Below are 18047 nucleotides of genomic sequence, written 5' to 3'. Positions count from 1 at the left end.
AATGCTGCAACTCTCCTACACATTATTGTAATTATCAAAAGTTAGGAGTACTTCTGTAAATTTAAACTCAATCCCAAATCAAAGGTTTGAGTTTTTTTCTGCCTAACTTCGTATAATTTGCTATGAATAATCTTTACTTCGCAGTTATTTACATTAACTACACTTTTTAAATAAAACCTTTATATACTTTAACTTCTTGTTATTAGCCTAATGGATATATAGATAATAGGACGTTGTATTTTATTTATAATATGATTCTGTAACGACTATAATGTAGAGCTTTTTTATAAAAAGAACATATTAAAATTTTCTAATATGTTCTTACAATTATAACTTTTATTTAAATGGATACAAAAATTCTAACCCTAAAATATGATTCTCATTGATTAGCTGTCTATCCCTGTTGTCAAATTCCTTATGTGTAAAATTCCACTTTCAAACATATCATCCCATGCATCAAGGCATTTATCGAAAATTCTATCATCATAGTCAAAAGATTGATCATAAAGTCTTAATAATAATTCCGATACTTCTTCAACTCTATAATTTAACCTATAAGTGCTTACTTTCAGTTCCTTATTATTCATATTTGAAAAGGCATCACATATGCTGAAAATTATATCAGAAAAATCCAGTAAATTATCCTTATAGTCCTGCAATATATACAATAACCTTGTATCATCTAAAAAAGCTTTGGATGAAATATATTTCTTCACAAACTGTATATTATCTTTAACTTCGATGATATCTCTATCAAAAGCAAATCCAGTTTGTTTTCTTACTTCTTCATTATCATCATCTATGAATCTTTCTATTATTTCTCTACATTTTGCAGCATAATCAGGTTTAGTTATCAAATGAGATGCAGCTAATATTACTGCTTTTTTTTGGCTTACAGTTCCATTACAACATTTCTCTAAATCTTCATCAAATATTCCATAAAAAATATTATATGCTGAAATCATTTCTGATGCTTTTTCCAAAATTTCTTCATTTGATGATAAAAGCATTTTGCCTATTATAGATGAAATTATTTCTGTATGAGTTTTTATAGTGTAATTAATAAACTTTATAGAATAATAAGATCCCGGTATCCTCAAATCATCTTTCGTCGCAATATTGAACCATTCAACTGCCTTATCTATATTAATGTTTATAATTGGCATAAGTGCAAACACTGATGCCATTCTAACAACCGGATGAGAATCTTGAATAAGTGTCTCAATTGCGGGAGTTACCTTATCAATCAGATTCTTATTATTCCATAATAATCTTCCAATTGCCTCTGCTGCTATCCCTTTAACACAATTAATTGTATTATCAAAGAGAGTGTGTATTGTTGCACTATCCATATTTTTATCCCACTTAGCATCCCATACATTAAGTTGTCCATTTTGTGGATCAGGAAAATTCATTGCCAACGATAATAATCTATCTATTATTTCCACTGGCCATGTTTCTTCTGACCTATCATTAATCAGCCTACAAAATGAAATTGCAATGCTGCGATCATTTAAACATTTAAACTTATTTAAAATAGTTATTATAGTTTCTATTGATGCTGGCTGCCAACTTCTTTTAATTTCTTCAGGAAAGTTATCCTCTACTTTAACTAACCTTAAAGCATCAAATATAGCAGAGATATATGGAGGATGAGTTTCTTGTGGAAAATTTAACAATAATTTTGCGAATCTTTCTGGATAATACTTTGCAACAGTGCACAAACTCTTCGAAAATTGCCATACTGATGATTCAGCATTATGTTCTTTATCAATGCGTTTTGTCTTCCCCGAATGATCAAAAGAAATATTCTTATTTTTTATTATATCAATCCATGCTTTTTCACTTATCTTTAGGAGATTTTTATCTAGTGTAGAACCAATCCAATGTGTATGAAAATCTCTAACTCCCATAATATCCTCTCTAGTGTAACCTACGTATCTTCTTTTTAATACGCTCAATAACGCCAAGGATTTCTTACTCATTCTTTCCTGATCTAAGCATGATAAAAGCAGATACTGGGCCCTACCCCAATAGTGGTAGTAATATCCCTGTTTCCTGATTCCTAAATAATATTTGGCATTTTCAATTTCATTAATCTCATGGTACCGCAATATTTTATCTTCAATCATTGTAAATATATCTGTAGAACAATAAGGACTTTGGTTTAGAATTATTTCGCTTGCTAATAGGTAGTGAGGACCACCTATACTATTACCTACTTCAAGTCTTGTAATATCCTCTAGCAACCAGCCAATTGCAGTATCAGCATATTCTTTAGAAATACCTGATAATATTTTTGCTATCATCGCATTCAACGTTGATGAATTATATGACTTAATTTGATTAATTTTATCTATAAGAGTTTTGGGACTATTCTGAACCAAATCCATTCCTGCTTTAATAAGTAGTTTCATTATTCCCTTTTCTATTTGTATTTGACCATGCTCATAATTCTCATAAAGCAGGTGATAATTCCAATAAGATTCATCCAATTCATGTACAGCTAATTTTACATACTCATCTATCAACATATTCCATGAAGAAAGTGGTTCATTATCGGCTACCATTAGCAGTGCTTCCAAATCCATATCATACCACTTGTATAGTCTATTTCTCTGATTCTCTTTATTAATATCATCAATTTCATTGTCATTTAAAAGTTTTAATGCTGATTGTAGGAGTATTAATGCTCTGATTGGTGTCTTTGAACAAACGTTTTTCCAGTTAATTAAATATGGATATTCTCCTTTTTCCATTAAATCGATTCTCATTTTAAATAAAGATTCAGAATCTCTTTCTATTTCCATTCCTATAACACCATTTATTGCTCTATTCCACTCCGGACTTTTATCTATATGTGGTTTTAACAATTCAGCAACCTCATCAGGCATCTTTATGCAAACAGATTGCAGAATATTCATGCCTTGATTTACTTCCTCTTTGTCTTTCGAATTCAACCAATCATCTATTATATTGTTTTTAACTAAAAGTCTGACAAAAAATTCATTATTGATGATAGTTGTATTTATTACATGCTGCTTCCAGTGAAGATTACCAAGAAGAATTATAATAATATTCTCCAGGCCTCTATTAGGCTTGGTACTTTGGCCCAGGACTTCTAATGCTAAATGTTTAAAGTTGAACCTGACTTTTTCGGAGAAAAGAATATCTTTAACTATCTTGATAAATTTGTTTGGAGATTCCTCAAATAATAAGTTCAAAGCTTGACGGAGCTGTTCTCGTCTAAAAAGCGTCTGTTTTTCCTTATTTCCAATCCAAGTAAGTATGTCTCCTCCTTCAGCTATTTCATTCACAACCTTCTCAGCTATAAGAAAATCCAAATAACTCTGATGACAAAAACTAATAATATTATCCTGCTGCTGTGTTATTCCATTTGATTGAAGAGCAGCAATCACTTTGTCAGAAAACGCCCTTACATAACTTGACGGTATAGATATTGTTCCATTTTTTTCACAATATGTAATAAATCTATCTAAAGTACTTTTAAAATCACTAAAATTTATAGCTTCATTTTCAATGTCCTTAATTTTTTTGTTCCAAAATTGCCTTAATAAATCAATAGATGTAGTAAAGGTAGCATCCATATTTTCTTTACTTAACTCGCACCACATAGCAAGATTTTGTGGAATTGATAATAATACCTTTTGTTCAAATGCCATGTTATTAAAAACATCGCCTATTACTGACATAACATTTTCTGCTGATAATCTATTAACTTCTATCCTTTTCCAGACTTGTTCATTATCTTTACTTTGAACGGTTAACCAATTTTTTATCTCAGGGTCATGATTTAAATCAAAAGTACGACAAGCTATCAGAACTTTAATATCTTTATCTATTCTTCTTAATGATAATACTTCCCTAATTAATGCCTTACAAACATCCATAGCGTCAAGCGAATGATTGCTAGTCCACCGCACTGCGTCAAGTTGATCAATTATTAAAATACATGGGTTTGTACCGGAAATTGCATTTATGCACTGGACCGGTGAATCGGGTAAATCCATACTTTTACCATATTGTAACGTGGAGTTTTTGGGAATCTTTCTATCTACCCTTAGTGGCAGATATGATATTCCTTCTATTTCTAATCTCTCCATTAGCTCCAGCAATACTCCGCTTTTACCCATCCCCGCATTTCCGTGTAGTATAACTAATCCACTTTTTTGCAATGCATTAAAACATTCATCCGTTTCACTTCTAGAGATAATGCTCTTATTTATTAAATTTTGAAAGATTGATTCTTTAAACTCAGTTCTAAGTTTCTGTATTATTGGAAATATTCTTGTATCTCTAGTCAAATACTTGGGTATCGCTCCATTTTTCATTAGAAAATTATATAAATCATCACAATGAATTGGGTTGCCGAGCCTGTCATTTTCCTCAGCATAATTTATCAATGTATTATAAATAAACTCTGTATCTCCGGCAAACAAAATACTGATTTCCGTTAATAAATCTTGTTTACTTTCATAATCACCTAAATATACAGTTATTTTCAGCCGTCTAAGATAATCAAAAACCTCAGCTCTGTTTTCTTCTTTTTCCTGATCCAAATCTATAGCAACACAAAATTCCCTATAAATCTTTATTCTTGACTGACCTTTCTCAATAATCTGATATTTATAGAAATTCTCTGAGTTGCCATCCGACATACGCGCACTTTCACATACATCTGCTAACTTAGTAAAGCCTACTCCGGAAACAAGCATAAATTCATGACTTTTATCTCTATTTAATTGAAACTTCATATTTCTCAAAATGTCTTTCTGCTTTAAATCTCCGATGGTCCAATGTTCATTACTTCCGTTTCTTGCTTTACATTGTTGAGCCTGCCTAACTCCACCCTTATAATGTATCCAAATATCAACACCATGCTCATCATCGCCAATAGATTCTATAGTTACAGACTCTAGCTCCTCTCTTAATAACCGCAAAAACTGCTTGACTAGCCATCTGCCTTCATGACGATTTCCCAGCTTATCCGCCCTTCCGCCTGCTTCAAGTGCCATTAAGATTCCTCCTCTTTTTATTACTTATTATTCTTAATTCATTTCCTTTTCATCCACCTACAATAATCTAAAGAGATTATTATAATTCCAGAAGTTAAAGGAAATAAAAACTTTATTACTTTAACAAATTAATATTTTATATATACTATACGCCATTTATAATAAGGTTAACTATTCATTATCCTAAACCATCCTTAAATACTTTTTAGCTCTATGCAAATAAACTTCCCATTATAGACATAATCACAATCTTTTAAATTAAATTTTCTCTTTTTTATAGCACAAGTGTGTTTCATAAAATCTTATGAATCTATCATAGGAATGTCAATCCATTCTACATTATCATTTATATACTTTAATATTTTTTTTATTGTATTTAAAGTAATGCATAATAACGGAACATATAATATGAACCATACATTTAAAAATGAATATGCCTTATATGTTATACATATTAAAATCAACCACCCACCAATAAATATCCCTAAATCTCCATAGATAAGTATCACCTCATAATTTTTTAGTATTGGAGTAAAATTGAGTAATTCAAATGTTAATCCGTATATAAACAATCCAAATGCTAATAATCCTACAAATCCTTTATACTGTTGAAAATAATCAAGAATCATAGTATTATACTTGCATATTTCTACAGGTATAAATATATTAATCTTTATTAGTAAATTCAAAAGTGAATTGAATGCTAAATAATATAATTCTATAACAAATATAACTTGCACTATCTTAAACAAATTTAATTTTTTAATTAACTCTTCTCCTGCTTTTTTTAAATACCCTTCCATTCTCGTCCTCCTATTAATTTTTCTTAATTCAAAGCATTGTTATATACTTTTTCTAAATTACTAACTTTAAAATTTCTATATCATATCACTATTTGCTAAAATTTGGTATAATAAGAGAGCTACATTTTCTCTAGTTCATTGTGGAAGATTCATATATACAGTATGATTTTCCAATATTTCATTTACTTGAGCTATTATATATTCTTTACTTTGCATTAAACATTTCTTCTATAATATTTGAATTATCTCTTGAAATTATATTTTTCATGCTTTTTTATAAGATTTAATATCTTAAAAAGATATCAATATTACCTTTAATACTCCTTATTTTTTCTGATAAACTTCATTATATTGTAAATTATACCACCTAATCATAATGAATAAAATATATGTATTAAATGTATTTATATATACTTATTGATGCCTAATATCTAATTCCTGTTTCTATATATCATAAATGAATGCATTTATCTTTAAATCCCATGTCTTATAATTAATAAGTTTCTTGAAACAATTTAAATAAGACCTATCATCATAACATAGAAATTGTATGAAGTATTTAATTAACTTTATTAACAAACTTCATAAACTATAATGACGATAGGATATTAACAGCTTTATATTTAATTTCAATATGCTTTATAATAACAAAATAATCATTGTTGTTATTATAAATTTAAATAATGCATTGAATTTCTAAATCTTTCTTCTCTATCTCCTTTACAACATCAAATAAAACAATAATAGGTATAATCTTTTCTACCCCATATTTTAAGTACCATAGATTATTGTCTTTAATTAATTTCAATTCAACTCCATCTACAAGTTTCCTACGTTCATTTACTTCCATATCTATTTTCCAACATATAATATAATCAAATGTTTTATATGGATGTTCATGCTTAAATATATTGCTCAATAAATATTCTACCTCTACTAATTTAGCTTTTCCTTTGCTATCTAAACAAATTAAATCAGTAGTTGATTGATGAGAATAATGAGCAATACTCTCTATTCCATTAATATTTTTCTTATATTTATCGTTGCTTAATATTGCTGTTAATAATATTATAGCTTGTGCTTCATTATCAGGAACTTTTACTATTGGAATTCCATCTATATTTAAATCTCTTAATTCTACAAATTGTTTTAACCTATTATTTAGTAATAAATTTTTTTCAATAATATAACTTAATTCTTCTTCTTCTCTCCTCATTTTAAAATATACATTTTCAGTTATAGGCATTATATCATCACTTATTATCTTCTTAACAGAATCAAGTACCCATTTTATTTTAGGATCATCTTCGTTACTTATATTATTTCTATCCGCAGTTAATTCAAAGTTCTGTGAATTAACAAGAATATGAAAATGATGATAATTAGGATCAGATATCAAATTAGATTTTTTACTAAATGCAATAAAATCTTTTGCTAGATATAATCCAAATCTTCCTTTTAATCTTTCATTAGGTTTTAATTTACATACACTTCTTCTACAATTATAGCCTGATACTGTGCCATACATTTGAAAAGACACATATTCTCCATTAATATTAGTACTTCGATGATATGGTCCAAAATGTCTACAATAATTTACTGAACGTTTATATACTTTCTCATTAATATCCATAGGAGGGTTCTCTTGTGGCGGAAAGAACTGATGTGTTCCTGCAATTTCTTCTTTAATATTGTTTATTTTATCATTTATAAATATTCTCGGAGCTACTTGCATATTTTTAACATAATTATTTAACTCCTTAAATGTTGCAAATAAAGTTTTAAAACTTCCCCCTGCTGTAAACCATAAGATATAATCTTTTAAGGTATCAAAATTAAATGTTTTTTCAGGATTATCCATATTATATCCTTCTATTATAACAATAGTTCCATTTCTTCCTGTTTGGGTTGTAATTTCTTCAATGGTATAGCTTGGAATCATGTTATTACTTAATTTTTGCCATGGTTCAATCATCTCAGCTCTAAGTCTCTTATTTTCTCTTTGTGTTTCTACGATAATGCGCTTACTTTTGAAAAAAATTTTAGTCCCTAATCCTTTTTCACCAATACTCCGTACATCTTTTCTAGAATCCCCAAGATTAAAAAAACTATTTATATTATCTCTATCCATACCGCATCCATCATCTTCAATCTCAATACAAAAAATCCCTTTACTGTTTCTGCAAACCTCAATATTAATATTTTTGCATTCCGCATCCATTGAATTGCTTATTGCTTCTCTAGGAAGTTCTAGCGGATTAACTAAATTTTTAGCTATCTCTCTATATAAAGATATATCTTTAACTACTGGTATATACTCTTGCATCAAATCACCTCAAAAAATTTTTAAAATGTGTGGTTATCACACATTTTATTTTGTTCATTTTATTACAATTAATACATAATTATAGCGATTGGATTGATTATTATTATGAAAAGGAACATTATCGGAAGAAAAGTAAGAAATATTAGAAAGACTAGAAAATTAACTCAAGAAGAACTTACCGCCAGAATTCAACTGAGAGGTCTAAATATTGATCGACCAATGCTATCCAAAATAGAAAATGATTCTAGAGAAGTTTATGATTTTGAAGTAAAAGCCATTGCTGAAGCTCTAGATATATCGGTAAATGAACTTTTTATTGACAAAATAACTAAAGAATAAATATAGAATAATAATCTAAATTAATCTATATTTATTCTTTAGTTAGCAAAAAATCTTTTATTATCTGTATAAAAGATATATTTAATTTTCTCCCTGTTAGCTAACAAATATACTAAAATAATTTTGAATATGTTAATATCTCAATCTAACTCATTAATTTCCTTTCTATACAAACCATCACTATTAAATAAATCACTAATTTCAATAGACAATCTACTCTCCTCTTCAAGAACTTTTTCTCTCTCTTCATCCGTATACCTTTCAGAATAATCTATTATTTCTATCTCACCATTATAAAAATTATTTTCATACTTCTTTATTAAATTCTTGTATTCCATAACAAGATGATCATTTCTTAAATGATAGTTTATTGGCCCACTATCATGAAAATTTATCGAAAGGTGATTCGGATTACTCTTTATTTTAGATAACGCCACCTCCAATATTTCCATTTGTATAGTGGTTAGATCTATTGATATTCTAGTTTCTCTATTTGATATTTCCTCTGGAACTGAAATCTCATTCCAACACCATATTCTAACATTCGCTTGCTTAGCATATTCCTTATGAAAATTGATAATTGCTTGATATAAATTAAAAACCTCTATTTGATTATCAAGTTCATAAATTTCGTCTAAAAACAAATCATTATCACTTCCTGTTCCATATGCATCTCGTAATTCAAATTTCCATTTTCCATATTCTTTCCAAATTTCCAAATCTACAAGAAACTCACCATAAGTTGATTTTACTAAGTTGTTTTTAAATTTTATCATCATTCTATAGAAATCTAATTGCTCTGTTAAAATTTCTTTAATATCCATTATTCTAACCCTCACTTTATTTATTATTCTTACAATCATAATTTCACTTACTAAGTTGCACTATTAATTTTATTAGATAGCTCTATTTAGTCCCGTATATTTACACCTAAAAAATCGCAACTACGGTATTTGTATCTTTAGATAATCCATTTGTAAACAATCACACAACGACAACTTCTTTTATATTTTAATCCTAAAGTCCTAACATCTCTTTAGTAAACCTATATTCTTTCTGAAGCCTCTTATATTTTTCCTCTAATTCTTTTTTTTCTTGTTTCAATTTCTTATTTTCTCTCAAAATAGCTGAAAACTCTTGTTTAAGGTTTGGCGTTAATAATACTTTTTCTTCGTCCTTATATTCAGCAATAATTTCCTTATATGGATTTCTATTGAGTGTTGATAGAGATAATCCAGATAATTCCACTAACTCATCATATATTAATGGAATTTTTTCAGTTCTAAAATAATTTAATGTTTTTAACAGTACTTTCTTGTTTTTTTGTACTTTTCTCTTTCTTGCTTCTTCTAGATTTTTAGACCCATTTATTCCTCTTATACTCATACTCTTTTCGTTCACTTTCTACATTCCTTTCTACTTTCTTTAGATAATGCAACTTTAAAGAGACATTCAAAATGTTTTGTAACATCATCCGCTAAAAGATTAAACTTAATCTCATAAAATCTTATTAATCTCTCCAGCAACAAATCATCCCGATTAATTAGCCCTTTTAACTTATTCTTTTTATGTAGTTTTCTTGCTATATATATCCTTTTAACTAGATTGTCAAACACTTTAATATGTATATTTTCAACCTTAAGATCCTTACACTCCAAGCAAGGTATTTTCATTTTTTCACATTCGAAATCTTCTTCATTTAGAATCATTGCAAGACAACTACCACATGGTAACGGTAAAGCAAACTCTGGAAATTCTTTAAATGCCATTTCAAGTGCTACCATATTAATACTCTTTTTCTCTATCTCAAGCAATTGTCTACTTAATTCTTCAATGTAGTTTTTTTGAAATTGAACAATATCATTACTTTTTTCATAATACCCATTTTTCTTAACTTGAGTAATGACATCTTCATAGAATGTACTGAAGACTTTAGCTGCATTTTTAGTCCTTGATTCTTTACTAACGATATAATAATATAATGATTCAAGATCCTCATGTCCCACCATCTCAGCTACACTAATTTCAGATATTCCAAATTCCAACCATGTTGTTATTCTAATTTTTCTTAATATATAGAGGGAATACTTAGGTTTATTATCATGATTCACAATGCCATTTTCCACCAATAATTTATTAAAAGTATCTCTTAATGATTCAGTATTAATAACTCTATCATTAAATGCAAATAATCGCTTTACCATCTCACCATCCCATTCTTTATAAATTGGAATTGACTCTTTGCTAAAATTTTGTAGTTCTTTAATAATATTAATTACTTCTGGTATAAGTGGTATATACCTCTCCTTAAATCCTTTTGCCATATGGACATGGAAGTTAGGACTTTCTTTAGTTCCAGTTATACAGTCCCATTTAGCTGAAATAACTTCGCTTGGTCGTAAAGCCATATGATATATTAATTTCATCATATTTTTCTTAATATATAAATATTCTGTGGATTCATCCATTCCATAAATTGCTTTTTCTATAGCAATTCTATCTTTGATAGGTACCGGTAGTGGGCGAATTGTTGGACGTTTCTGCCTTAATTTAAAAAACTCACAATTTCTGCCAATAATAAATTTTACCAAGTCATAATTTAATAGATTTTTCTTTTTTAAATATAATAAAAATCCTCTTAATTTACTTAACTCACTATTGCATACACTTATAGTTCTAGTTTTATTAGTACCTTCAGATATTCTTGTCCTATTCCAGTTAGCAAATTCTTCAATGTGATCTATGTTTATATCAATATAATTATCTATTTCTGAATAGTTGTTCCAAATCCAATCTACAAAAATTCTCGCAATATGCTTTGAATGATTTGCTGTTGACCTAGATTGTGTATCATTTATTCTATAAATATATTGAAAATAGTGTTTCCTCATTACTTCATTTCCATTGTTCAGGTTATTTTCCTTTAAATCTCTTTTAATCACTTCATAATTTAAAGTTGCTCCAACTCTAGAAATTCGTTTTGCAATATTAAACAATTCTCTATTTGCTTTGGCATTTAATTGAAATTCTCTATATTTATATATATCATCTTCACTAATCTCTTTTAATTCTTTACCTGTTGCAAGAATAATCTTTATGAACTGATTACAAACATATTTAAAACCTACTTCGTTATACTTAGCTGCCTTCATAGAATTTATAATTAAAAATTTTTCCTCATTGGTGAGTATATCTGGGAAATGGTATCCTTTATTGCCAAGAATATTCCAATCACCTTTTAATCTTTTGCACATTAGCATTATATGATAATATCTAATATTCGTTATTTTATATACAGGATATTGTATAATTTTATCTTCTGGCTTCGCTGACTCCCAATCATTAACATTAGGAAATTTATGTATAGTCATTTCATAAAGCTTAATATTGTGCTTCCTAGTCATTGTGCTCATCTTTCCTTGTTTAACAAGCAGACTTAGTATTTGATTATATTCTTCTTTACTTAAATGCTCTCTATTTTCTTCTATACCTAAAAACTGAATGTATTCTTTTATATTTAGATTCTTATGTTCTTCTTCTATTTGAAATTCTCTCAATAAATCCATTTTACTCCACACTCAATTCTCATTTATTTGGCTTACTAAATTATGGATTTCTTGCTCGGACATTCCCAACTGAATAAGCCATTTCTCCTGATACTTTAAATCGATAATAAAATCCTGAAATGATTCTTCTTCTATAATTTTGTATTTATCCTCGTTCATGATTTTGTATTGTAATATATAGAAATTATTTATGTACCTACTCTGAAGTTGTTTCAAATATCTGCTACAAGTAAAAAAATAGATACATCCTTCACATACCCTTCGTAATTTACATGAATCACTACTACAAAAACCGAATCCCAAATCCTTAATAGTTTCTTTAATATTTTCTTTCACAAATGTTGCTGATACATTCATTTTTTTTACAATGTCCAATAACTGATCTGGAGCATATGGAGTCTCTAACATAGCATTAAGTATTTCTGCTGCCCTACCAACAATTTTCCCCTCCTCTATCATTCTTACTGCATCTTGTTTCTTTTTTCCTATATCTTGAACCACATAATTTCTAAGCATTAGCATGCTCTTATGATCAGAATCACATTGAACTGCACTTAAATTACCTTTTGTAACCTCATAAATATCATTAAATTTTTGATGTCGAAAAGCATGAAGTTTAATATTTTTATATAATACAATCTGTCCATTTATATCGCGAATATCTGATAGAATCATTATTTTATCAAAAAAACTATAAACACTAGTTCTATATAATATTTTTCCTTCATATTCAAATAGTGAATAATATTCTTTTCCTGACTCATCATCATAGAACAAAATTTTATCCCTACTATTAAATCTTTCTTGCAGGAAATTAACAGAATCAATTCCCCAAGGCATTATAGATGTTGGTTTATTTATAATTCCTGACTTTTCTTGTATTTGCGAAGTTATATCTCCTACGCCATCTTCAGTAAATGAAATACAATCTGGTCCCAACCAATAAAGTTCCTTTCGGCGTAAACCACATGCTGATGCTATTAGTAGAAAGTGCCGTGCTAACAATTCAAATTCATCATTGGGTTCATATGTTAATATTGTAGTAAATACCTTAATATAATGTTCCCTATTTTGATACATTCTTTTATTACTTTCAGATATATGATGATCTCTTAGCCAAACACGTTCACCTAACTCTACTACTTCTTTCATAATAAATCCCTTTGTGTAACACCATTCAAAAAAAATACTTACACTATTTATATATCCTTCTCTTGTATCAGATGCAAGCTTCTGCATATTTATAAGGGTTTTCTTATATTTCTCCCAGTGTATTCTTTTAATATTGTTTAGTTCATTGATATCTGGAAATTCTTCTTTTAACCACTTAAAAAATCTTTTCGTAGCGGATTTGTATTGTTGTCTTGTCTTTTTATCTTTATATGGTTTTTGATCCAAATAAGAGTAATATCTTTCAATGACATTTATAAATCCTATCTCCTCTGTACCATATTTATATTCGTTATCTCTAATAAATCTTCGTACATTATAAGGCTTTATCCTGCCAGTAACTATTCTTTCAATAAGCGAAATTCTTGTTCGATAATAATAGTCTATATTTTTGTACCTTTGCACTAATTCTTTTTCAAAATCTCTAATATCATTCAATGAAAACTCTCTAATATTTGATTTTTGAGTTACAATACACATCTTGATAAGAAATGAGCATATTTCATTTATGCGATATCGATTTGTCTTCCATTTTTCGTATTTCTCATTGCAAACTCTTATAAAGTCCTCGTCTATCATATTGAAAAATTTTGCAATATGATACGCATTACTAATTTTGCACTTAAAGACTGAAATATCACATTTAAGTTCTAATCTTATAGATGTATATAGATATACAGGATCCAGACGTGTTCCTTCTTTGATATCATCTTGATACTTTTCAATAGAATCGTACTTCATACTAAACTTTTTATATAGATTTTTACCTAACTTATAAGAATTTGAAGCATGCGAAACTTCTGTGTAAAAAGTTAAAAATTCATCAATATTAATCTGTTTTATTTTGATCACCCCTTTGTTTTCTAGCCATTTCCATCTGCCTATTAAGTTCTTTTTTCTGCTCAGTAAAAAAGTGCATATATGTAGTCTTAGTAACTTTAGGACTTGAATGTCCTAAAGTTCGGCATAATAAATCCAAATCTATATCTAAGCCTTTTTTTTCTCGAATACTATATATCCATGTAGATGCAAATGTATGACGTGTCGAGTGTATAGTTAATTGCCCATTCCCTTTCCTTTTCTCAAGTCCAGCTTTGTCAAGTATCTTATAGAATTTATCATAAACACTTTTATATTTCAGTCTTGTCCCATTTCTATTTATAAATAAAAAGTTATGCTCCTTTAAACGTTTTTTCTTCAAAACTAGTTTTCTATACAATAAAGCTTCAGTTAATAAACTCTTTAAAATTCTTGTCATATCACTAATTTCAACTTCTCGTGGCTTATCAAATTTTACTGATAAATCTGGTGGATTAGTTTGATCAACTTCAACTTTAACTCTCCACATATCTTCTCCCAAATAACATATATGTGAATCTAACTTAAAAAAATCAAATTCAAATCCGTTTAATGGACAATCAAAATATTTTATTGCTCTTGCTTCTGCTTCTCTTAATCCAGTTATTAAAAGCAAGTAAAAATATAATCTATATATTGGATTTTCTTCTCTTAGTGCTTCTAGAAATGCATTTTCCTCCTCAGGTTCAAAAATACATTCCCTATCAATTGGATTTCCATATCTTGATTTCTTTCTAATTTTAATTCCTGCACCAATCAATATTCCTTTTATTGTATATACTTCTTTCTTATGTTTTGCATAACTAGTCATATCTATGTTGGAATCAGGATATAACAATGATGTCTCAAATATGTCATCTAAATTAATGTCTTTATTTTTCTTTTCCACAAGATATTCAAAATACGCTTTTACTGTTTGCACTATCCCACAGATGGTCTCTGATGCCATTCCTCCAGAATTAAATTTGTCTATTACTTTAATCATATTATTATTAAATTCATTTCTTACTGGTACTCTAGTTAACATGCTTCTTTTAATACAGTCTTTTACCCTAAAATTCTGATTAATTACTGACAGATAGTTCACAATAAAGTTATGTAGGTACATGAAATCAACTAATTCAGGAGTGAGTAATTCAAACATCATAAAATCATATATATACGCTAAGTCATAAGCAGTTCTTTTTATACTATTTAATTTATCTCCTTTTTTAATACTCCGATAAGTTAAGTAATCATATACTTCCTTAACAGGTTTGTTCTTTGGAGACATTAGAATATAAAAAATCCTCTTTCCTTCACCATTTTTAATTTCTCTAACATAATGCATTCCTTCTATATTCAATTCTGCATATTTACTTTCTAACATTTACATCACCCCCGTCATTAAAATTAATTTCTTTGTTTTATATCATATAGCGTACTCCTACAAAACAAATTTGTTTTGTTTAAAAAATAAAACGTCCCTAGGTAAATCCTAGGGACATTTTTAAAACTATATATTTTATTTCTACATGAATAAAACTGAAATTTCATATTTCAACCAACCTTCCGTAATGCTTTACAATATTATACCATACTCTTACATTATTTGAATACCTTGTTTATGAATAAACTTTTCATAAACAAAATAGTCTTTTTATACTCCTAGTCTTCTATTTTTATTAGGTTTCAACTTTCACGTAATGTAATTTTCTTTATGAATTTGATTTTTCACGATACCCAAACACTTATCTCTTCATCAGTGTTTTCAAACTATAATATATAGATATCGTTATTGTATATAAAATTTACAGGTTGTCATATACAATTTATACTCAACCTTGCAGTTAGAATGATTTAATAGCTGTTAATTCCTAACATATTAAAAATAATGATACTCAATAGGTGTCCCGGTTAATGCAAACTTTATTTTAGCTTTGATTTCTTTTATAACTTTTGTATTTTGAGCAGAAGCATTCTTTATGTTTTGGCCTTCATCAATGATACAATAGTCAAAGCTAATATCTTCATAGTAATTTATATCTGATCTCAAAGTTCCATAAGTTGTTAAGATTACGTCATAATTACTACTATTACTTATTTCTTCAATTCTTTGTGCTCCATGTACAATTAGTATGTTTAGACTCGGAGCAAATTTTTGAAATTCTTCTTTCCAATTATAGATTAGAGAAGTAGGACAAACTATAAGGCTTCTTTTACTTTTTTCTGAAAGCAAAAATGCAATTGTTTGAATTGTTTTTCCTAGCCCCATTTCATCTGCTAATATTCCACCAAAGCCTAATTCACTTATGGTTTTAAACCATTTAAAGCCCCTCATCTGATATTCTCTAAGTTCTCCTACAAAGTCATCTGGTAAAAATATTTTCCTGCTATTTATATTGGCTAATTTTTTTTCTATATCATTTAACTCATTAGTTCCTTTAATGCTGCCTAATCCCTTATTCACTATATTTTCATATAAATATAATGCTTTACTTTTTTCTACTTTAACACTTCCATCTACTAGGTTCTGATCAATGTTTAAAGCTTCCAAAAGCTTAAAAAATTCACGTACATTATCATCTTCAAAATCTAAAAAATCATTATTTCTTGTTTTATAGAACCTATTCTTGCTTCTATAAGCTTCAAAGGCACTATTTAGCTCCTTTAATTCTAGATTTCCAATATTATAAGAAAAATTATATTCTCCAGAATTCTCAAATAAATTAGCTTTAATGAATTCTGAAGTGTAAATTTTTTGATTACTTATTCCATTTCCTAAAGTGATCTTTCCTAAACCTTCAATGCTATCTCCCACACCTTTTAATAAATCAAATAATTCCTCATCTCCACCTGTGAACATGAACTTATTTTTCATCTTGATAAAATTTCTCTTTTCCATTTCTAAGAGTAATTTTTCTTCTTTCATATTATCCCTTATAAAATTATCTTCTCTGCTATTTTTATTTAATATATTAACTCTTTTACCACCATAATTTAGGATTGAATCACAATATATTCTACCCCCATCCTCAAATACCAAAAACTCTACTTTTAATGAGTTAGATACAAGGTTTCTTAGACTTTCTGAAATATTAATATTTTCAGTTATACTGCTTAAGATTGAAATTAGTTCAATATAAGTTTTTATATTTTTACTATAAACAATTTCTCCATAAGCCTTGAGTTTTTCATGTAATGTTGCATAATTATCACATTGACTTTTTGAAGGAAGGTAAAGTTCATTTTTAAAGTAATAAGCATCATTGTTAGAATTTAATAGTATGGGCAGCTGCTTATGAGTAGATAAAATTATCCGCTCCTTATCATCCTTTAAATTAAAAGTTATTGGCATATCCTTATGAAAAATTGGTACCGTAAATTCTATATGCTCAAACTTAAATTTGATTTTTCTATTTTCTATTCCTTCTAAAAATCTTCTGAGTTCATTAGGCTTAATTATAAGCTTTTCATTTCTTGAAGCTGTAAGCACTTCATAATACTCAGACTCTTTTTCTGTCTTACGAATAAGCTTAGTAGTTTCAGTATTCCCCCATATTTTATACTTATCTACAATACTTTTTTCTGAATCTTCTCTAGTTTCATTATGACCCTTTGATAATAGACTGAAAAATTTGTAGCTAGTAGCAGTTATATGACTACACATTAAGGTATATCCATTTGAAGCAAATTCTTTGAATTCATCGCATGAACATTTTGCTCCCTCTAGCTTTTTCTTTTGAAGATCAATTTTAATGTGAGTATTAAACTCTTTAATTTTACTTTTATCTGTTACTTTGCCATATACATGATAAATATTTTCTATCTTCTTACCTTTAAAATATGTCACTAAGCCTCTATTAAAAAGCTCTTCCCCTTCATTTTTCATAGCATTAGATGCAGACTTAAATATTATTGCTTTTAATTCATTTAGTTTCAAAGAATCACCCCTTTCACTCTTTTAATA

Annotated in this window: 10 protein-coding genes; 1 reads left to right on the top strand and 9 read right to left on the bottom strand. The window is 28.1% G+C overall.

Annotation, left to right across the window (positions count from 1 at the left end; genetic code table 11):
* Positions 1–386: 386 nt before the first annotated feature.
* The 3 genes from L3B98_RS04825 to L3B98_RS04815 all read right to left on the bottom strand — a co-directional run bounded on the left by L3B98_RS04825 (position 387) and on the right by L3B98_RS04815 (position 8165).
* Positions 387–5036 carry a hypothetical protein gene (locus L3B98_RS04825; RefSeq protein ID WP_238915814.1) on the bottom strand — a complete coding sequence of 1550 codons (4650 nt, stop codon included), beginning with the start codon at positions 5034–5036 and terminating at the stop codon, positions 387–389.
* Positions 5037–5338: 302 nt separating this feature from the next.
* Positions 5339–5839: a hypothetical protein gene (locus tag L3B98_RS04820; protein WP_238915813.1), complete on the bottom strand. Its 501-nt coding sequence runs from the start codon at positions 5837–5839 to the stop codon at positions 5339–5341.
* Positions 5840–6515: 676 nt separating this feature from the next.
* Positions 6516–8165, bottom strand: coding sequence for an ATP-binding protein (locus L3B98_RS04815; protein ID WP_238915812.1), 1650 nt, complete (start codon positions 8163–8165; stop codon positions 6516–6518).
* A 105-nt stretch (positions 8166–8270) separates the two neighbouring features.
* On the opposite strand from L3B98_RS04815, the gene L3B98_RS04810 reads away from it, so the two are divergent.
* A complete protein-coding gene (locus tag L3B98_RS04810) occupies positions 8271–8504 on the top strand; it encodes a helix-turn-helix transcriptional regulator (protein WP_238915811.1) in 234 nt (77 codons plus the stop codon).
* Positions 8505–8644: 140 nt separating this feature from the next.
* Here the strand turns inward: L3B98_RS04810 and L3B98_RS04805 are convergent, their stop codons facing one another.
* The 6 genes from L3B98_RS04805 to L3B98_RS04780 all read right to left on the bottom strand — a co-directional run bounded on the left by L3B98_RS04805 (position 8645) and on the right by L3B98_RS04780 (position 18020).
* A complete protein-coding gene (locus L3B98_RS04805; protein ID WP_238915810.1) occupies positions 8645–9328 on the bottom strand; it encodes a hypothetical protein in 684 nt (227 codons plus the stop codon).
* Between the two features lie 193 nt (positions 9329–9521).
* Positions 9522–9905, bottom strand: a complete 384-nt coding sequence (locus L3B98_RS04800) for a hypothetical protein (protein ID WP_238915809.1) — start codon at positions 9903–9905, stop codon at positions 9522–9524.
* The gene (locus L3B98_RS04795; protein ID WP_238915808.1) at positions 9902–12070 is read right to left on the bottom strand and encodes a site-specific integrase; all 2169 of its coding nucleotides are present in this window, start codon (positions 12068–12070) and stop codon (positions 9902–9904) included. Before L3B98_RS04795 ends, L3B98_RS04800 begins: the two co-directional genes overlap by 4 nt.
* 12 nt (positions 12071–12082) lie before the next feature.
* Positions 12083–14092 carry a phage integrase N-terminal SAM-like domain-containing protein gene (locus L3B98_RS04790; RefSeq protein ID WP_238915807.1) on the bottom strand — a complete coding sequence of 670 codons (2010 nt, stop codon included), beginning with the start codon at positions 14090–14092 and terminating at the stop codon, positions 12083–12085.
* On the bottom strand, positions 14070–15467 hold the full coding sequence (locus L3B98_RS04785; RefSeq protein ID WP_238915806.1) for a site-specific integrase: 1398 nt from the start codon (positions 15465–15467) through the stop codon (positions 14070–14072). The genes L3B98_RS04790 and L3B98_RS04785 overlap by 23 nt, the downstream gene beginning before the upstream one ends.
* 495 nt (positions 15468–15962) lie before the next feature.
* Entirely contained in the window at positions 15963–18020 is a 2058-nt protein-coding gene (locus L3B98_RS04780; RefSeq protein WP_238915805.1) for an SNF2 helicase associated domain-containing protein, read from the bottom strand.
* Between the last annotated feature and the right edge of the window lie 27 nt (positions 18021–18047).

Origin of the sequence: Clostridium sp. YIM B02555, from assembly GCF_022320955.1 — a bacterium.
GTDB classification, from domain to species: domain Bacteria; phylum Bacillota; class Clostridia; order Clostridiales; family Clostridiaceae; genus Clostridium; species Clostridium saccharoperbutylacetonicum.
The sequence above is the reverse complement of the archived record's forward strand: the minus strand, read 5'-3'. Positions and strand labels throughout refer to the sequence as shown.